Source organism: Cohnella zeiphila (genome assembly GCF_014212055.1).
GTDB lineage: Bacteria > Bacillota > Bacilli > Paenibacillales > Paenibacillaceae > Cohnella > Cohnella zeiphila.
In genome coordinates, this window is the sequence record NZ_JACJVO010000009.1 from 331,265 (window position 1) to 349,846 (window position 18,582).

Below are 18,582 nucleotides of genomic sequence, written 5' to 3' on the forward strand. Positions count from 1 at the left end.
AGTTCCGGGGTCCCCGCAAAGTACCTGAATAAGCTTCGAAGCCACGCCCCGCTTTGCGGGGTTATCTTAGCGGACCGACTGTTCTCTCGCCTGGGAAGGAGTCATTCCCTTGTACTGCTTAAACAGCTTGGTAAAGTAATTCGGGTTGCCGCAGCCGACCCGGTCGGCCGCTTCGGTAACGGTAAGATCGCTCTCCAGCAGCAGGCGTTCGGCTTCGTTCATGCGGTACCAGTTCACGTAGTCGACGAACGTTCGGCCGGTCAGCTTTTTGAACTGTTTGCAGAAGTGGTAGGGGTTCAGATTGACCCTTCGGGCGGCTTCCTCTATCGTTATGCCGTCCTGGTAATGCTCCTCCACGTATCGAAGGAGCGGTTTGAACCGTTCGGAGTTCCGCGAGAACGAGGCCGTCGCTCCGACCGCTTCGCGTTCCGCCAGGTGTTCCCGCGCCAGCAGGGAGAACAGCAGGTACAGATGAGATTTGACCGCCAGCTCGTAGGCGCGGCGCTTGTCGTTGAACTCTTCGATCGCGCGAACGACGCATTGCCGGACGGGACTTGCGGCATCCGTTCCGGAGGCGATCCGCACCGGGAACCGGACTTTGCCTTCGATGTACGGGGCCAGAAAGCGGGAATGGACCGGGTCGTGAGGAAGGCCGCCGAGCATGGAGCCGTTGAACACAAAGGCGATAAACTCCATGTCCTGGTCGCACGGACTGAATCCGGCGTGCAGCCCGCCGGACGGGACCAGCAGCAGGTCGCCGGGCGCGGCTTCGTAAGGCTCGCTCTCGATGTGGAAGACGGCCGTCCCCTTGACCATGAGGAGCAGCTCGAAATGCTCGTGCCAATGCAGCCATAAGATTTGCTGGCCCTTCAGGCAGTTGTCGTGCTGCAGCCGGAACATGCGGAACGGGTATTCCTGCCCGGCCAGCGAAGTATTCTCCCACAGCTCGCGAGGGTGCGTCACCGCCGTTCGCCTCCTTTTCCCGAAAGCGCAAGATTCCACCCATAAAACACAAGATCGGGTAGAGAACTCGCGGCAAATACCAAATATAATCGGGTTGTATTCTTTACTATAGCTCAATATAGGAGTGACGGACAATGAGCAATACCTACCTGAGAGTCGGAACGCTGGTCGGAGGGAACGACGCGGTGCGCGTCATTCCGCAGATCGCGAAGCACGGCTTCGAGTCATACGCGCTGACGTTCTGGCAGACGACGGGGAATGCCGATCTGGCGGAGCTGGGAAAACGCGCCCGCGCGGTGGCGGAGGAGCATGGAGCGATCATCTCCAGCATCGGCGTATTCGGCAATCCGCTTACCGGCGAGGGCAACAATGCGGACTCGCTGGCGAGCTGGGAGCGGCTGATCGATCATGCGCATCATTTCGGAGCCGACATTGTAAACGGTTTTACCGGACGGCTGACGGACCGGCCGATCGAGGAGTCGATCCCCCGCTTCAAGGAAGTGTTCGGAGAGCTCGCCCGCCGGGCGGCGGACCGGGGCGTGCGGATCGCGTTCGAGAACTGCTCGATGGACGGCGACTGGAACAAGGGAGACTGGAATATCGCGCACAACCCGACGGCTTGGGAGCTGATGTTCGACGCGGTGCCGGCGGACAACATCGGCCTGGAATGGGAACCGTGCCACCAGATGGTCGCCTTGATCGATCCGATTCCGCAGCTTCGCAAGTGGACGGACAAAATTTTCCACGTGCATGGCAAGGACGCCACGATCGCTTGGGACATCGTCAAGGAATACGGCGTTCACGGCAAGCAAAAATATGTCTGGCACCGGACGCCGGGCTTCGGCGATACGAACTGGACCGACGTCATCACCATTTTGCGCCAGGCGGGTTACCAAGGAACGATCGACATTGAAGGCTGGCACGACCCGGTATACCGCGACGAGCTGGAGATGACCGGTCAAGTTCACGCCCTGAATTACCTCAAGCGCTGCCGCGGCGGCGACTTCGTGCCGAATCCGGAATAAGGAAGGTGTGGGAAAAATGAAAACGTATCGGATAGCGCTTGCCGGCTGCGGCGGAATGGCGAGAACCTGGGTGGAATACGCACTGTCGAGGGAGGATGCGGAGATCGTCGCGCTCGTCGACATCTTTCCGGCGGCCGCCCAGGCCATGGCGGAAAGATATGGGCTGAAGAGCGGCATCTATTCCGACTTGGCGCAAGCGATCGCCGAATCGGGGGCGAATCTCGTCTTCGACGTGACCATTCCGGCCACGCATCATCAGATCGGCAAGACGGCGATGGAAGCGGGCTGCGACGTGCTCGGCGAGAAGCCGATGGCCGCGACGATGGAGGAAGCCCGCGATCTGATCCGCGTCAGCGAGCGGACGGGCCGCACGCTGGCGGTCATGCAGAATCGCCGATACAACGCCAACATCCGCGCGCTGCGCGGGCTGATCGAACGCGGAACGATCGGCAAAGTCGGCTATGTCGGCGCCGACTTTTTCCTCGGGCCGCACTTCGGCGGGTTCCGGGAAGCGATGGACAGCCCGCTCATTCTGGACATGGCCATCCACACGTTCGACCAAGCGCGGATGCTGACCGGAGCCGATCCGGTATCCGTCTACTGCCACGAATTCAATCCTCCGGGGTCGTGGTACGCGGGCAACGCCTCGGCTGTCTGCATCTTTGAAATGTCCGACGGCTCGGTGTTCTGCTACCGCGGTTCGTGGTGCGCCGAAGGAGCGCCCACCTCGTGGGAATCCGACTGGCGGATTACGGGCGAGCGCGGCACGGCGCTGTGGGACGGAACGAATGCGCCGTACGCGGAAGTCGTCGCCGCCGAGCAGGATGGCAAGTTCATTCGCGAGAACGCTCGGGTCGAAGCGGAGTTCGATTGGACCGGACGCGAAGGTCATGCCGGCTGCCTGGACGAGATGCTCGCCGCCCTGGCGTCCGGCCGTCCGGCCGAGACCGACTGCCGCGACAACGTCCACAGCATCGCCATGGTGCTGGGGGCGATCGAGAGCGCCAAAACCGGCAAGAAAATTTGGCTGAAGGATCTGTAAGCTGCGGAACGTAACGACTCCCCATACAACCTTGCCGATCGGTCCCGCCGGGGGCCAGGCGGTAGGTTGATGGGGAGTTTTTTAATTCGAGCCGGCAGGCCGTTTCTCGGCGTAGAGCCGGATCCGTGGGTGAAGTTGAACAGCACATTAAGCGCATTAGCAAGTATTGATCTGGAAATTGGTTAATTAATCTATGGCAAACCCTAATCAATTCGTAACGACGACGGTACAATTTGTTTTCGCTTGGGTCTTCAAACCGAAATCTTTCGCCGGCGGCAAAGAAAAGTATTTCGTTCAACGATTGGTTTGTTCTTCTGATATTAATTCAATGTCTTTTTTTACTGCCTCTTGGAATTTGGAATATTGGTTTCTAAGTTGCGCAGCCAGTATAACCGGGCACGTCGCTAATACAAAATATCCTTCAAGCCCAATATTGAGTTGTTGCCAAAACAGTCTTGCTGCAAAGCAATACAGAAAAAGGGTTGCCGTCGATGCCGTTCCCATTGCCAAGCCGATAGTTTTCAAAGCATGTTTTCTCCTGACAGTGAGCAATTTTATCGCCTCCTGAGGATTAGTACGCGTAATAGATTAAAAAGTTCGAAACTATTTAATAAAGGGGATTTTATGAAACAGCTTAGGTTTTTCGCAGGCATCAGCGGGATCAGCTTGCCGGCGGAGTGGGCGGCATAGAGACAGTGGCTTTAAGGCATTTCAGGAATTGACAACGTCGCGGTGGTTTCCCTGTCAAATATGCGGGCAAGCAAATAGACACATTAAATGACGTTTTTTCTGGTCGGAGATGTGCAGAATCGTTGGAGAGCCTAGCCCCTCTTGGGTGCTAGGAGCCGCCTCGGATATCGACCGGAGTGAAGAACCGGGCGGCTCGGCTGAAAGCGCTGGGGAATGCGGTCGATCCGCCGCAGACGCTCCCGTTGCAGTTTGGGATTCGGGTACTTCATGAAGGAGTTGGAGCTTAGCAAAGAACGAAGTTCCCTGGGACGGGAAAAGTAACATCGACAATATCGTTGTATTTGCTGGCATCGAATGTTCCTTCAAGGCGACGAGGAACTTGATTGTCGCCGCAATTTAAGGGGAGCACTCCGGCGTCCCATGATGCTATTTTGTTGTTATTTTTGTCCAAAAATACATAATATGCAGTTGCTTCACCCGGCGAGTGAGGGGTAGATCCTAGAGAAGTAATTTTAAATTCACTGATACACTTTCCATCGGTATAGATCCAAATACTATGTCCGTCGATGCGAGCAAGTTCTATGTTTTTCTCAACATCTTTTAGGATGTGTGGGTCAGGGGATAGCTTCGCGTGTTTATGTCCGGGCTCAGCTTCACGAAATCTTGCAGACCCATGGGTGTCTGTTGCTTTAAATGCTTTTGTACCCATCTCTTCACTCTCCAATAGTTTGTCAAAACTGATTTTATCCTTTACTCAAGAATTCTTTTGTATTCGTAGCCCTACGAATTAAGGAAGCGATGTCATGCAAGAGCTGGGCATCAGCTTCGGAAGCACCGCGCCGACACGAACTGGAACCCTGAATATCTGACCTAGGACGAGTTCGTCGAGTGCCTGCGAAAGGTCCGGCTGGCGGCGGAGACGATGGCGCAGTATGACGCCATGAATTTTGGTTGCCTAGCTAAGCAAGCTCTACCCGTAATGATTGCTTTAAAAAAGCCTCGCTCCCCCGCCGTGAGGCTTTTTTAGCGTTTCGCGGAGATTGCGTTCCCTTGCGGGAATGTATCAACCGGCCGCAGCGTATAGATGTGTGGAGAGTCCGGCCCGGTTTTGGGCGGGGCGTGGGCTCGCGTTTCCGGCCTTACGCCGGAAGGGAAGGGCGGTGAGGACCGCGTGTCTCCATGGGCCATATGGCTGATCGTCGGCTTGGCTCTTTTGATCGCGGAACTGTTTACGCTTACTTTTTTTCTGCTGTGGCTTGCCGTCGGCTGTCTGGTCGGGGCGCTGGCCGCCTGGCTCGCGCCGGATTCGCTGTGGCTGCAGGCGGTTGCGGCGATCGTCGCGGCCGGGGGACTGACGGCATTCGCGCAGCCGCTCGTCCGCAAATGGCGCGCCACCCCATCACGTTATAAGGACTCGGTCGACCGGCTCGTCGGCCGGAACGGCATCGCGGAAGAAGACGTTTCGGTGGGAAGCTCCGGTCTCGTCCGGATCGACGGACAGGTGTGGAGCGCTTATTCGCAGGAGCCGCTTGCCAAGGGGGATCGCGTCGTCGTCGTGCAACGGGGGACGACCCGGCTGGAAGTGCGAAAAGGAGGGGAAGACGGGTAGATGGGCTATGTGATTCTGGTCATCATTTTGGCGCTGGTTGCCCTGTTTATCGCTTTTGCCGTCAAAATCGTTCCGCAACAGAAGGTCGGGGTGATCGAGCGGTTGGGCAAATTCAACCGGCTGCTGACGCCGGGCGTGAACGTGCTCGTCCCGTTCATCGATCTGGTGCGGGTCTACCACGATTTGCGCATCCAGCAGGCGCACGTTCCTCCTCAGACGGTCATTACGAAGGACAACGTGCAGGTGCAGATCGACACGATCATTTTCTACCAAGTGATCGCGCCCGATCAGGCGACATACGGCATCTCCGATTACGTATCCGGCGTGCGGAATATCACCACGGCGACGATGCGGCAGATTATCGGCAAGCTGGAGCTGGACGAGACGCTGTCCGGACGGGAGAAAATCTCCATCGAGATCCGGCACGCGCTCGACGAGGCGACGGAGAAGTGGGGCGTGCGGATCGAGCGGGTCGAAGTCATCGACATCAAGCCGCCGGGCGACATTCAAGAGGCGATGGATAAGCAGATGAAAGCCGAACGCAGCAAGCGGGCGATCGTGCTGGAGGCCGAGGCGGCGAAGCAGGATATGATCCTCCGCGCGGAAGGCGACAAGCAGAGCAAGATTCTGAAGGCGGAAGGCGACAAGGAAGCGCGCATCCGCGAAGCGGAAGGGCTTCGCCAGGCGCAGGAGCTAGAGGCGCAAGGGCGGGCGAAGGCGATCGAGGCGGTGGCGGAAGCGGAGAAGACGCGCGTCGAGCTGCTGCGAGCCGGTGGCCTGAACGAGAACGTGCTCGCTTACAAGTCGTTCGAGGCGCTGGCCGAGATCGCCAAAGGGCCGGCCAATAAAGTGTTCCTTCCCTCGAGCGCGGCCGCGGCGCTCGGCAGCCTCGGGGCGATGGCGGAAGTGTTCCGGGACAAAAATTCGACGGAGCAATAGGCGGCGGAACGCAGGAGTGCCGTAAAAAAAAAGCAGACCCTTCGGGACGGCGGTTACGGCCGCCAATCCCGAAGGGTCCGTGTTTGCGCTTCGGATCAAGAGTCTTCGGGCGTAATGTCCTTCCAGCTGCCGCCGCCGTCGTCCGTGGCGAGCACCAGGCGGGCGTTCGGGTCGCTTGGATTCATCGCGACGACGAAGCCGCGGCGCGGCGTGAGGAAATCGGCGTCCTCCACGCTGACAAGCCGGCGGTCCTCCAGCTTCGCGAACGTCGTTCCGCCGTTGATCGTCCTCAGCAGGCCGCCGTCGACCGGGCCGGCCCCGACGCTGAGCGGCACGTAGCCCGTCCGCGGATTGACGAAATCGAGCTTGACCGCGTACGGGCGGATGCCGGGAATCTTCGAGTTGCGGAGCCTCCAGTTGGCGCCTCCGTTGGAAGTAAAGTAAAGCAGCGACCCGTGCGTGTCCGGATTGACGAGCAGCAAGTAGCCGTTGCGGGTATCCGGGAATTGAATATCGACCGGATACCATTCCCCGTTCTGCTTGGGCGCGTGGGGAAGCCGGCTCCAGCTGCGGCCTCCGTTTTTTGTTTTCCAGACGGCAACCTGGCATTTGGCGTTGGGAGAAGCGGGGACTTGCCCCTTCTCCGGACAGTCGGGGCCGATTCGGCCGGCGGCGAAGCCGATCAGGTCGTTGGCGAACGAGATCGTGTACGGGTGCGCTTCCGAGGCGCCGAGCGAAATGTCCGTCCAGTTCTTGCCCTGGTCGGTTGTCCGCCAGAGCGACGAACGGACCCGCACGAAGGCGGTATGGTCGGTGATCGGATCGACTTCGTTGTCCGCGTTGGCGGCGGCGTCCTGGCGGGTCAGCTGGGCAAGCCAGGAATGGCCCCCGTCATGGGTGTGGAGTACGGTCGTTTGGCCGCAGACGGACATGCCTGCTTCGTCCTTGCAGGCGGCGGGGCCGACCGCCCAGCCGTGCTTCTCGTTCGCCATGCCGATCGAGGCGTTCCGCACGCCGCCGCCGAGCGCGGCGGACTTCCATTTCCGCCCTCCGTCCGTCGTTCTCCAGACCGTCGAATCGGCCTGGCCCCCGTTCGATCCGACCGTCCAGCCATGGTTGGCATCGACGAACTGGACCTGATTCAGCTTAAGCGGCTGCGGACCGCTCGGGGCCGGAGCCGCGCTCGGTTCGGGAGCGTCCCCGGTCTCCGCGGCGGCCGTTCCGGCCGCCACTCCCAGCAGCATCGCCGCCGCAAGCGCCAGCGTTCTCGTGAACCCGATGGATTTTCTCATCTGCATCTCTCCTTGTTGTTCGGCGTCGGCCTTCGGTCGAAAGCATTCGCTGAACCTAGCATTTCCCTTCATTTCCCACTTCAATCGTTTGGGTGAAGCCGGGGAAATTAATATTACATGATCGATAAAATGGTGATCCGAAGTCTGTCCGATTTAGACGGAATCGGAAATGAACCGTTGACGAGTCTAGCAGGAAATGGTATCTTGTTCATACGAAAATCATCCGGTTTGCGGAAGCACCGCAATTCCCGACGCATGGGCGTCTGGGGATTGCGGTTTTTTGCGTTTTCCGCAGGCGGAGGAGGAGGCTGAAAAGTGAGGAGACGCGTCGTTCTGGCGGCGCCCGACCCGCAGTATGCGGCCAAGCTGGCCCGCTTTTTGAAGGAGAACGAACCGGAATGGGAAGTGGCGGCTTTTACCCAGGAGGCGTCGCTGGCGCGGCATCTGAAGGATGCGCAGCGGGCGGACGCGCTGGTCGTTCAGTCCTCGATGCTGGAGAGGGCGCGGGAAGAAGCCGAAAGGGCGGGATGGAGAGGGAAAGGAATCGTGCTGGCCGACCGGCCCGGGGAGCGGGAACCGGCTCCCGGCTGGGCGGAGGTAGCGCAGTACCAGGCGTTGTCCCGAGTGGTTGCGGAGCTGCGCAGTCTCGTCTGCGAAGGGGGCGGCCGCGAAGCCGGCGATGCCCGGGGCACGCCGGTATGGACGGTATTCTCCGCGAGCGGCGGGGCGGGAAAGACCGCCGTCTCGCTCAACCTGGTTCGTCAAGCGTGCGAGCGGGGATATCGGACGCTTTATTTGAATCTCGAGCTTCTGAACGCCACCGAACTGCTGTTCGGAACGGGTGAGCCGGATTCGCTGTCCCGGCTGCTGTACGCGCTTCAAGCCGGTCCCGAACGGGTCCGCGACGAATGGGAGCGGCTGCGCCGCCGGCACCCCTGGCTGCAAGCGGACTACCTGGACGCTCCGGACGATCCGTCGGAACGGCTCGCCATGACGACGGAGCGGCTGAAGCAGCTGCTCTCCGCGTTGACTTCGCTGGGGACGTACGATCTCATCGTCGCCGATCCGGACAGCGGCGCAAGCGATTGGCATTTGGAATTGCTGGCGGGAAGCGACCGGGTCGTCTGGCTGACGGTCGACGACGCGCTATGCCTGCGCAAGGCGGAGAAGCTGTGCCGCCATTGGCAGGACGAGCTGTTCGCGCGGCCCGGAAAGGTTTCGTTCGTGCGGAACAAAGCTTCCGGAAGCAGCGCGAACCGGTGGAGTTTGCCGGGGGCCGCTCCGGACGGAGAGCTACCCTACATCCCGCAATGGAAAGCGATCGATCAGCCGAGCCGCTTGCTGCAGGCGCCCGCATTTTGCGGAGCGGTCGACCGGCTGCTGGACGGATGGGGGCTCGTCCCTTCCGGGCGAACGGCCGCCGAGACGGGGACATGAACGGACGGCGACTGAAGCGGACGGAGGAAATGGAGGCGGAACCGGATGGAAGAGGCGGCATTGACGGAGGCCGAGCTGACCGGACTGAGAGAAGACGTGCGAACCCGGCTGAGCTGGGACGCCGAGGTGACGGACGGGGAGCTTCGCCGGCTGATCGAATCCGTCCTCTTCTCGCACGCGAAGGCCCGGAAGCTGACATCCGCCCAGCGGGAAGCGGCGGTGCGCCGGCTTTTCCACTCGTTTCGGGGGCTGGACGCCCTTCAGCCGCTGCTGGACGACCCGGAAGTGACCGAGATCATGATCAACGGGCACCGGGAGATTTACGTCGAGCGCAAAGGCGAGCTGCGCGCCGTGCCGATCGGGTTCGAGAGCGAGGAGCGGCTGGAGGATTTGATTCAGGCGATGGTCGGCCGGGTGAACCGGATCGTCAACGAGGCTTCCCCGATCGTCGACGCCCGCTTGCCCGACGGATCGCGCGTCCACGTGGTGCTTCCCCCGATCGCATTGAAGGGCCCGACCGTCACGATCCGGCGTTTCCCCCGGCAGCCGCTCGATATGGAGAGGCTCGTCGCCTTGGGCGCGTTGACGGAGGAGGCGGCGGCGTTTCTCCGGCTGCTGGTTCGCGCCAAGTACAACCTGTTCATCAGCGGCGGCACCGGCTCGGGCAAAACGACGTTCCTGAACGCGCTGTCCCAGTGGATTCCCGCCGACGAACGGGTGATCACGATCGAAGACGCGGCGGAGCTGCAAATTCGCGGCGTTCCGAACCTGGTTTCGCTGGAGACGCGCAACGCCAATACCGAAGGCAAAGGACGCATCGGCATGCGGGACTTGATCCGCGCTTCGCTGCGGATGAGGCCGAATCGGATTATCGTCGGCGAGGTGCGCGGGGAAGAGGCGCTCGATATGCTTCAGGCGATGAATACCGGCCACGAAGGCAGCTTGTCCACCGGCCATGCCAACGGAGCGCGCGACATGATCTCGCGCTTGGAGACGATGGTGCTCGGCGGGGCGGACCTTCCCGTCGGGGTGGTGCGGCAGCAGATCGCTTCGGCGCTCGATGTCGTCGTTCATCTGAGCCGATTCCGCGACCGGTCGCGCCGCGTTGCGGAAATTTGCGAAGTGAGGGGATGCCGGAACGGAGAGGTGGAGCTGCGAACGCTGTTTAAATTCGAGGAGCAAGGCGAGAGGGGCGGCGTCATTCAAGGCAGCCTGGTCCGGACGGACGAGCTGGCCGCCACGGAGAAGCTGGCGTTCGCCGGCTTGAAGGAAGGAGAAGCGATATGCCGGATTACCGGATCTGCCGACTGACCCGGTTTCAGCAGTCGGCCGCTTTCTTGATCGGCGCCTGCTTCTGTTTCGCGGCCGTATGGGTGTTGTACAGGCAGCCGATCGTCGCGCTGCTCGCGGTTCCCGGAGGCTATTTCGCTCCGGGCTTGCTCCGGCGAAGATGGCAGCGGCAGCGCCAGGAACGGCTGCGCCGCTCCTTCAAGGACATGCTTCAGGCGCTCGGTTCGCTGCTGGCGGCGGGACGCTCGGTCGAGAACGCTTTTGCCGCCTTGGAGGACGATTTGGAGCTGCTGATAGGAGATCCGAAAGCCGACATTCTGGTGGAGATCCGGGCAGTGGTGAACCGCTGCCGAAACGGGGAGCCGCTTGAAGTTCCCCTAGCGGATTTCGCCGAGAGAAGCGGGTTGGAAGAGGCGCGGAGCTTCTCCGAGGTGATCTCGATCTGCAAGAGAGCCGGCGGCGATCTGGTCGAGGTCGTCCGCCGAACGGCGGGCATGATCGGAGAGAAGATGGAGGTGGAGCTGGAACTGATGGTGCTGCTTGCACAGAAAAGATTGGAATCCCGTCTCATGATGGCGATGCCGTTCGCGTTCGTCGGGCTGCTCGGGTTTTTCGCCGGCGATTACATGGACGGGCTCCATCAGGGGATCGGCTGGCTGATTCTAACGGTATGCTTGGCTTTGCTCGGACTGTGCTGCTGGTGGATCCTCCGCATTATGGACATTCGCCTATGAGAACGGCGATTGTTGCCGCTTGGGCGGCGGTGCTGCTTGCATACGGGATCGGCCTGGCGGCGGCCTGGAGGAAAAGGGAAAGCCGGACGGGAAAGTTCCATTTCCTATACGATCCGGTGCGGGCCATGATCGAAGGAGAGAGCGTCTACCGCCGGATCGAACCTTGGCTGGAGAGGCCGCGATCGGCGTTGGCCGTCCTGAACGGCGGAGCCTGCACGAAGGATCAACTGCTTCGATGGGCGGCGGAGGCGGGCGGATCGTCCCTGGCCGTACTGCTCGCCTCCGGGCCGCTATCCATTGCTGCGGATAGCCGCGAGATGGCGCTGCTTGGCCTGATGGTCGCCCCGCTTTTGCCGGTGCTCCGTTACAAAGATCTGATGAAAAAAGTGGACTCGCGGCGCCGGCAGATCGTGCTGGAGCTGCCGGAGCTGCTGAGCCGGCTGCTGCTCATGGTGAACGCGGGGGAGAACGTGATGCGCGCCTTGGAGAAATGCCTGCAGCGGCAGGAAAGCGGCCGCATCGCGCCTAAGTCGCATCCGCTATATGCGGAGCTGCGCCACGCGCTCGAGGCGGTGCGCCGGGGAGAACCGCTGGTGGTCGCGCTGGAGGAATTCGGAAGACGCAGCGCGGTTCCCGAAGCGAAGATGTTCGCGACGACGCTGCTGATCAATTCGCGGCGGGGCGGGGAGACGTTCGTCTCCGCGCTGAGGGAGCTCGCGAGAACGCTGTGGGAGCGGCGCAAAGCGGTAACCCGGACGCTTGGGGAGCAAGCGTCGTCGAAGATGGTGTTCCCGATGGTTGTCATTTTTTTGCTCATTCTGGTGCTGGTCGGAACGCCGTCCATGCTGATGATGTCCCAATAACAATTACGGAGGTTAGCCGACATGAATCAAAGCAAAATGCTGCAGCGGTGGAGCGCCAGGCTCGTCACCGGTTTTTGGAGGAACAAGGACGGGCTGGGAACGCTTGAGATCGTCTTGATTTGCGCCGTTATTATTGCGGTGGCGCTGCTGTTTAAAGATAAGATTCTCGAGATTCTGGATAATTTGTTCGGCAAGGTACAGTCAGGTTCCGATGATGTTTTTTCCACTTAACCGCAAATGGAGCGTTCTTGGCCCGAAGGTGAAGCAAGCCCGCTGGTGGGCTGACCATACCGGCTCGGCAAGCCTGGAAGGCGCGCTGGTGTTTCCCGTTATTTTCATTCTCACCTTTCTGGTGCTGTTCTTCGCGATCTATATCGCGCAGAACGCAATCGTCTATTACCGAACTGCGATCGCGGGGGAACGGACGGCGTTCAATTGGTCGAATTCGGCCAAGGACCCCTTGACCGGGGCGTATCCAGAGGGAAGCTACGACGGATTGTACTGGCGCGTGCTGGACGACGGCGTGCTTGCCGGGTGGCTCGGCAACGATGACGGAAAAGGCGTGGCGGTCGAATTTCCGTCCGCTTCCGGTTCGGGGGACGGCTTGGCGGCGAGCAAGCTGCAAGCGGGGGCGGGGCCGCTCGCTTCCGATTTATCGGGGAAGATGTCGTATTTGAACCGTACGCTGGAGCGGACCGTCTCCACGGTTGCCTTCAATACGGCGGTACCCGAACCGCTTCGGCGCTTCAACGGCACTTCATTCTTGGGGGCGAGTACGGATGCGGTCGTCGTGGAGCCGGCGGAATTCATTCGGTCTTTCGATACGGTCCGTTATTACGCCAAGAAAATGAAGGGAGCGGCAGAAGGAGAAGACTCTTATCTTCAGAAGATCAAGTCGGTCTGGTCAAGCAGATCTTCGTCCGCCGGCAAGTCATGAACGCGAAGGAGGAGGAGAGCGGTTGAAGGCTGGCAAACGTCGTCGCGTTTCAGGGTCCGTCGCGATTTACTTCGCCGCGGTAACGGCCGGCTTCATTCTGGTAACGGGCCTGCTGATCGATTATGCGAGAATCGCGACGTTCCGGAAGCAAGCGGAACTCGCGGTCAAATCCGGCGCCCGCTCGGTGCTGTCTTCCTATGATCCGAGCGTTTACGAGCAGTACGGCTTGTTCGTACGGGGAGGCGACTCCGCCGACGACATCTTCAATCAGGTGCTGCAAGGAAATTCGGAGCCCGAGGGAGACGGTACGTTCCGCCTCCTCGACATGAAATGGAGCGATACCGGCGTGATGGAGAGCCGTCCGCTCGCTTCGCACGACGTTTTTCGCCGGCAGGTGACGGAGGAGATGAAGATCAAGGCGCCGGTGGATTTGACGCTGGAGCTGCTCTCCAAGTTCAAAGGCCTTACATCGGTCATAAAAGAGACGCAGGAATCCGTCGACCTGCTGGAGCAGATGCGCAAAGCTTATGACGAAAGGGAAGCGGCGCTGGATGCGGCGTTCAAGGCGCAGAAGGAAGCCGGAGAGAAATTGGCGGCCGCGCTGGGAGATCAAGTGCCGAATCCGCCCGTGCCGCTGAGCGGGACGGAGACGGCTGACCGGCCGCAGACGGTCGTCGATGCCGCGCTGATGTACGACGATTACGTTGCGAAGCGGGAATCGGATCGCAGCCGGGCGGAGGAGCATAGCCTGGCGGTACAAGCCTGGCAGCAGCGAAAGCAGCAGGCCGAGTCGAAAGGCGACGATTTCGACGAACCGTATCCTTCCGGAGGCGAACCGCAGTATTCGCGGCAAATAGCAGCCTATGAGTCAGGAGTGCGCGAGCTTTCCGGCACGATCGCGGAACGGTCCGAAGAGGCGCTGCAGGCGGCGGAGCAACGATTGGAAGAAGCCCGGTCGTCGCTGGCTGACGCCGAGGCTGCGAACGAACGGATGCGGGATATCGCGAGCCGGGCCGAGTCGGTAAAAGCACCGGAGCAGGGAACCGAAGCCGATGGCGGCTCGAATCTCGAAGGCGATCCGGCCGGCTCGATTCGGCAGTGGCGGCAGACCGCCGGGGAACTGGTGCTCGACGAGACGTTTTTCTCGGAATACACGCAGGAGCTGAACGCTCAGAGCGGCGACGGGGAGGCCAAGACAGCCGAGGCTGCCGGCTTCGCTTCTCTGGCTTCCTCCGCGCCCGGTACGTCCGGACAGGGATCGGCGCTGCGTGCAGAAGCGGATAAGCTGCAAACGCAGGAATCGGGCTACCGGATGAAATACGGACCGGGCGGTTCGATCATCCTGCAGCGTCAGGAGACGTTGGAAGCGCATCGGTCCGGCGACGGGGAGCGGAAGGGCCTGGAGCGGGAGGCGAAGCAAAAATGGAGCGGCGCGGCCTCGTTTCTCGGATCGCTTACCGGGGCTTCCGGTTCGGAAGAGGACAAAGAGGCGTTCGCGACGCTGGCCCGGCTCGCCAAGGAAAACTTGGAATGGAATCAGGCTGAAGCGGAGGAAGTCGAGCAGAGCCGCGCGGCTCTGCCGGAAGAAGGAAGAGACCAAGCGCTGTCTTCCGCAAGCGGATGGCTGGGAGCGCTAGGCGATGCGCTGGCGGCGGGCCGCGACAACCTGTACTTGTCGGAATATACGATTTCTCGCTTTACGCACACGGAACCGGCAGAGATCAAGGAAATGCTGGAGGGAGGAACGGAAGACGTTACGAAGCCGGACAAGCAGCAGACCGAGTTCATTTTATACGGCCTGAACAATCCTTCGGGCAATATCGCTGCCGCATACGGAGAGATTTTCGCTTTTCGGCTGGCCATTCGGACGATGGAGGGGCTCGTGGAGTCGGCCAAGTACGGAAACCCGCTCGTCGTCCTCGCCGCGGCGCTTGTCTATGCGATCGAGAATGCGGTCGCCGATATGACCTCGCTATTGAACCGAGGCTCCATTCCGCTCTCCAAGTATGCTTCGTCCGTGCAGACGACGTATACCGATTATTTGCGACTCTTTATGCTGCTGCATGGCGGCTCCGCCGGTCAGATCGCCAGGAGCATCGCCGTTATGGAGTCGGCGACGGGACTCGCGTTCGAGCGCCTCTACACCTATGTAAGCGGGGAGGCGGCCGCTTCGCTCCGCCTGTGGTTTTTCCCGGGCATCGTCAAAGTCGTCGGCAGAACCGGGAATTGGGGAGGGAAGGTGACGGGAGACCGGTATGAAGTCAACTACCAGGCGGACGACGCTTATCAGTGACTCCCGCGAAGGCTCCATCACCTTGGAAGCTTCGCTCGTAACGCCTTTATTCCTCTTTGCCATGCTGTTTCTTATCTATCTGATCCAAACCTCGGTGACGGCGATGGCGCTGCACGGGGCGCTTTCGCAGACCGTCCGGCAAGCGGCGGCGGAGTGGTATCCGATATCGGCGGAACTCGATTCTATCCGCTCCTCTTCCGTCTACCAGAAAGAGCAGGAATGGGAACAGAAGCTGGAGGATGCGGGCCAGACATTGGCTCAATTCGGGGATTTGCTCCCTTCTCCGCTAAGCGATTGGGTCATGCAGGCGGAGGACGGTTCTTTTTCATTGGAGCAAGCGGCAGCGAAAAAGACGTTCGAGGTTTGGGCAGCACGCTATGCGGACCAGGGTGTCCTGGATTCGTCGCGCCTGTCGATCGTTTCCGCCGGCATTCCGGCGGAGGAAGATCGAAACGACGCGTACCTCTCGATCGAGGCGGAGTATCGGCTGCCTTTTCGCATCCCGTTTATCGGTCAGCCGTTGTCATTAAGCGAAGCGGCAAAGGAACGGGCCTGGATCGGGGGCTCTCCGTCGACAGCCTTGCTGGAGAAGCCGGAGGCGCGGCAAGGAGATTTGACGGTCGTTTCGATCGAGCCGAGCCCGGTCACGCGAGGCCATGATGTCACGTTGACGTTGAAAGCCGCGCCCGGAGAGAGCGTCGACCTGACGGTTTATTACAAAAGCGGCGAGAGTCAGGCGAAGCATTTGGGCAGGGCGACGGCCGACGGCGCGGGACAGATCTCTTGGACCTGGCATGTGTCCGGCAATACGACGCCGGGAGACTGGGACTGGGTTGCCGTATCGGGGAGCGGAGCCGAGCTGCGGCAGAAGTTCAAGGTGGTGCCTGCTTCCAAGTAGCATGGGGATCAGTAGGGAGGAGAACGATGAACGGATTGGAATGGGCGGCAGCCAGCGTCATGCTTGCGCTCGCATGCTGGACGGACGTTCGGCGGATGGAAATTCCGAATCGTCTGACGGTGTTTTTCGCTTGCGGAGGATTCGTGTACCAGACGGCGGCAAGCGGATTCGACGGATTGAAAGGGGCCGTCTTGGGCGCGGCTGCGGGGCTTTTTCCATTGCTGGCCATGTACTTGCTTCGCGGGATCGGCGGAGGCGACGTCAAATGGTTTGCGGCGTTCGGGACGTGGGGCGGTGTATGGCCGGTCTGGAAGCTGATGGCTTTGTCGATGCTTGCGGCGGGAGGGCTGGCGCTGGCCGTGCTGATCGTCCGGTTGGTGCCCGCATGGAGGCGAGCGCTGGCGCGGATCGAGTGGCCATGGCAAAAAGGGCAAGAACAGGCGGGCGCGGCCGCCGCGGCAGGAGGCACGGCGTTCCCCTTTATGCTGGCCGTCGTTCCCGCGTTCGTATGGCTGGCGTTCATTTCATGAGAGCGAGGAGAGATTTCGTATGGACGGTTATCGGGTTCGATTCGAGCATGGCCGTGGACATCGAATGGTGCTGGAAGGGGAACCGCCTATCCGGCCCGAGGAGCTGGACCGGCTGCAACTGCGGATGCTGACCCCTTCCGCGTATCCCGGGCTGCTTCGGCTCGAGACCGAAGAGCTGGACGGCTCGGTCGCGTTCCGCTATTCGCTGTCCGGAAGAAGAATGCTCGCGGCCGTGCTGCGCTCCGGCCGCTGGACGATGGGGGAGGCGGTCGCGACGCTCTGCAGGCTGGCCGAAATATTGGAGCAGGGCCGGGAATATATGCTCGACGTGGAGCGTTACGCCCTGGATGACGAATGGATATTCGTCGGCGAGGAAGGGCACGATCTGGCGCTCGTCTACGTGCCCGTTCAAGGGCGCCAACCGCCCGTCTCCGTCGCCGCCGCCGTCGAGAAATTAATCGTACGCTGGGTCATGAACGTCGAAGCGCCCGACGGCGCCGCTCTCCAGCGCTTGCTCCGGTTGACGGCCTCTCCCGATTTTTCGCCCGGCGCGCTTTTAAGGCTCGCAAGGGAGATCTTGGCCGACCGGGCCATGAGCGGAGATCGGAACGGGCCTAGAAAGGATGCCGCCCCGGCGGAGGAAAAGCCCCTGGCATTCTCCGTTCCCCAGGTTGATGCCGTTCCTGCTGCCCGCCTTCCTTCGGCGAATCGAATTCGCGGTCAGGAACCGGTCGCGGAGCCCAAGCCTTACTCTCGCCTTTCCCTGTCGGATCCGCATCATCTTTCCGGACTGCTGGGAGCGGAGAGAAGCGGCGAGAAGCAGGAGAAGAAGACGTTAGCGAATCCAGCTGCCGATCACTCCCGAAGGCGCGTCCTGATGCTGACCGGGACCGTCATGGTTCTGGCGCTCATCTGGAAGTTTCTGTACATGCCCCATCCGGACAGAAGAAGCCTGCTGATCGCGACGGGGCTCAGCTTGCTAACGATTGCTGCGGCGTATGGAATATGGAAAGGCAACGTTTGGGCAAAGGCGAACCGTTCCTTGTTTGCCGGCCGAGAGGGTGCCGAGAGCGACAAAATCGCGGACGTTCCGGGAGACGCTTCTGGCGTTCGGGAGGAAGCGCTGTGGAGCCGGTCGCGGGCCCAAGCCGGAATGTGGCCCCGAGAGGAAGCCGCCGCTGAACAGGAAGCCTCAAGTCGGCGGAATGGGGAGGAAGCCTCGTCCGGCGGCGCTTCGGACGGGGACCGTCAAGGGACCCGTTGGCCCTCCCGATTCGGAGAAGAAGCGGAACGGCCGATCGGGTGGGGCGGCGCTTCCGACGAAAAGGAATGGTCGAACGTTAAGGGGATGGTTCATTCCTCTGTCGGCGCCGAGAGTGCGGGAAGCGATCGGACGGGATTTCGCGGTTGGCAAGGAGGCGGAGGAAACGAAGAGCGCGAGGGTAGCCGGATGGCGTGGTCGGATTGGCCCGCGGAAGAACGGGTGGGCTTCGATTCCGTACCGTTAGAGCCGCATACAAGCTGGTTGTCTGCGGACGGGAACGAGACGGCGCTGTTGCCGGCAGATGGCTCGCTTTCCGCCAAAGAGCCTTTTCTCGAATGGGAATCTGACGGCGTCAAAAGAAAAATACGTCTGCAGGGGGAGTCGATCGTAATCGGACGCTCCAAAGATGCGGCGCAACATGTGGACGAGACCCAAGGCGTCTCCCGTGCTCATCTGGAGCTGGTGCGGGGGGAAGGAACGTGGCGAGCGAAAGATTTGGGATCGCGAAACGGCAGCTGGCTGAACGGAGTGCCGATGGCCCCTTACGAGAGCTATCCCCTTCAGGAAGGGGATAGCATCCAGATCGCTTCTTCTCTCTATCGCTTCAACTGCGGCTGAACGAGAACGAGGACCGCCGAAAGCAATCGGGGTCCTCGCCTATAGGGGCCGGAATTCGCTGCGCTGATCCTTGCGGCGATTCACTGCGATGCCGTGCCAAGTTAGTCTAACGAAACTATGCGTTCTTATTTGGCCATAAAGTCAAAGATTCACATTAT

General features: G+C 60.8%; 18 protein-coding genes. 14 read left to right on the forward strand and 4 right to left on the reverse strand.

Going from position 1 to position 18,582, the window contains the following annotated elements; genetic code table 11:
- Positions 1–66 precede the first annotated feature (66 nt).
- Positions 67–963 carry a helix-turn-helix domain-containing protein gene (locus H7C18_RS08585; RefSeq protein ID WP_185128611.1) on the reverse strand — a complete coding sequence of 299 codons (897 nt, stop codon included), beginning with the start codon at positions 961–963 and terminating at the stop codon, positions 67–69.
- A gap of 134 nt (positions 964–1,097) precedes the next feature.
- Here H7C18_RS08585 and H7C18_RS08590 point away from each other — a divergent pair, with 134 nt between their 5' ends.
- A complete protein-coding gene (locus H7C18_RS08590; protein WP_185128612.1) occupies positions 1,098–1,988 on the forward strand; it encodes a sugar phosphate isomerase/epimerase family protein in 891 nt (296 codons plus the stop codon).
- A gap of 16 nt (positions 1,989–2,004) precedes the next feature.
- A complete protein-coding gene (locus tag H7C18_RS08595; protein ID WP_185128613.1) occupies positions 2,005–3,030 on the forward strand; it encodes a Gfo/Idh/MocA family protein in 1,026 nt (341 codons plus the stop codon).
- 294 nt (positions 3,031–3,324) lie between these two features.
- Here H7C18_RS08595 and H7C18_RS08600 read toward each other — a convergent pair whose 3' ends face one another.
- On the reverse strand, positions 3,325–3,555 hold the full coding sequence (locus tag H7C18_RS08600; protein WP_185128614.1) for a hypothetical protein: 231 nt from the start codon (positions 3,553–3,555) through the stop codon (positions 3,325–3,327).
- A 448-nt stretch (positions 3,556–4,003) separates the two neighbouring features.
- The gene (locus tag H7C18_RS08605; protein ID WP_185128615.1) at positions 4,004–4,429 is read right to left on the reverse strand and encodes a hypothetical protein; all 426 of its coding nucleotides are present in this window, start codon (positions 4,427–4,429) and stop codon (positions 4,004–4,006) included.
- A 462-nt stretch (positions 4,430–4,891) separates the two neighbouring features.
- On the opposite strand from H7C18_RS08605, the gene H7C18_RS08610 reads away from it, so the two are divergent.
- On the forward strand, positions 4,892–5,329 hold the full coding sequence (locus H7C18_RS08610) for an NfeD family protein (RefSeq protein ID WP_185128616.1): 438 nt from the start codon (positions 4,892–4,894) through the stop codon (positions 5,327–5,329).
- Complete coding sequence (locus tag H7C18_RS08615; RefSeq protein WP_185128617.1) at positions 5,330–6,268, forward strand: SPFH domain-containing protein; 939 nt, start codon at positions 5,330–5,332, stop codon at positions 6,266–6,268.
- Between the two features lie 95 nt (positions 6,269–6,363).
- Here H7C18_RS08615 and H7C18_RS08620 read toward each other — a convergent pair whose 3' ends face one another.
- Entirely contained in the window at positions 6,364–7,560 is a 1,197-nt protein-coding gene (locus tag H7C18_RS08620) for a beta propeller repeat protein (RefSeq protein WP_185128618.1), read from the reverse strand.
- A 315-nt stretch (positions 7,561–7,875) separates the two neighbouring features.
- On the opposite strand from H7C18_RS08620, the gene H7C18_RS08625 reads away from it, so the two are divergent.
- The 10 genes from H7C18_RS08625 to H7C18_RS08670 are packed head-to-tail and all read left to right on the forward strand — an operon-like array spanning position 7,876 to position 18,424.
- Positions 7,876–8,997 carry a P-loop NTPase family protein gene (locus tag H7C18_RS08625; RefSeq protein ID WP_185128619.1) on the forward strand — a complete coding sequence of 374 codons (1,122 nt, stop codon included), beginning with the start codon at positions 7,876–7,878 and terminating at the stop codon, positions 8,995–8,997.
- Between the two features lie 45 nt (positions 8,998–9,042).
- Positions 9,043–10,308, forward strand: a complete 1,266-nt coding sequence (locus H7C18_RS08630; protein ID WP_185128620.1) for a TadA family conjugal transfer-associated ATPase — start codon at positions 9,043–9,045, stop codon at positions 10,306–10,308.
- On the forward strand, positions 10,281–11,021 hold the full coding sequence (locus H7C18_RS08635) for a type II secretion system F family protein (RefSeq protein WP_185128621.1): 741 nt from the start codon (positions 10,281–10,283) through the stop codon (positions 11,019–11,021). Before H7C18_RS08630 ends, H7C18_RS08635 begins: the two co-directional genes overlap by 28 nt.
- Positions 11,018–11,884 carry a type II secretion system F family protein gene (locus H7C18_RS08640; protein WP_185128622.1) on the forward strand — a complete coding sequence of 289 codons (867 nt, stop codon included), beginning with the start codon at positions 11,018–11,020 and terminating at the stop codon, positions 11,882–11,884. Before H7C18_RS08635 ends, H7C18_RS08640 begins: the two co-directional genes overlap by 4 nt.
- A 21-nt stretch (positions 11,885–11,905) precedes the next feature.
- Positions 11,906–12,115: a Flp1 family type IVb pilin gene (locus tag H7C18_RS08645; RefSeq protein WP_185128623.1), complete on the forward strand. Its 210-nt coding sequence runs from the start codon at positions 11,906–11,908 to the stop codon at positions 12,113–12,115.
- The gene (locus tag H7C18_RS08650; RefSeq protein ID WP_238357555.1) at positions 12,096–12,821 is read left to right on the forward strand and encodes a TadE family protein; all 726 of its coding nucleotides are present in this window, start codon (positions 12,096–12,098) and stop codon (positions 12,819–12,821) included. Before H7C18_RS08645 ends, H7C18_RS08650 begins: the two co-directional genes overlap by 20 nt.
- A 22-nt stretch (positions 12,822–12,843) precedes the next feature.
- On the forward strand, positions 12,844–15,114 hold the full coding sequence (locus tag H7C18_RS08655; RefSeq protein WP_185128625.1) for a hypothetical protein: 2,271 nt from the start codon (positions 12,844–12,846) through the stop codon (positions 15,112–15,114).
- Positions 15,077–16,012, forward strand: coding sequence for a hypothetical protein (locus H7C18_RS08660; RefSeq protein ID WP_185128626.1), 936 nt, complete (start codon positions 15,077–15,079; stop codon positions 16,010–16,012). Before H7C18_RS08655 ends, H7C18_RS08660 begins: the two co-directional genes overlap by 38 nt.
- Positions 16,013–16,038: 26 nt before the next feature.
- Positions 16,039–16,542 carry an A24 family peptidase gene (locus tag H7C18_RS08665; protein ID WP_185128627.1) on the forward strand — a complete coding sequence of 168 codons (504 nt, stop codon included), beginning with the start codon at positions 16,039–16,041 and terminating at the stop codon, positions 16,540–16,542.
- A gap of 19 nt (positions 16,543–16,561) precedes the next feature.
- Positions 16,562–18,424 (forward strand): DUF6382 domain-containing protein, encoded by a 1,863-nt coding sequence (locus H7C18_RS08670; protein WP_185128628.1) that lies wholly within the window; start codon positions 16,562–16,564, stop codon positions 18,422–18,424.
- Positions 18,425–18,582 lie beyond the last annotated feature (158 nt).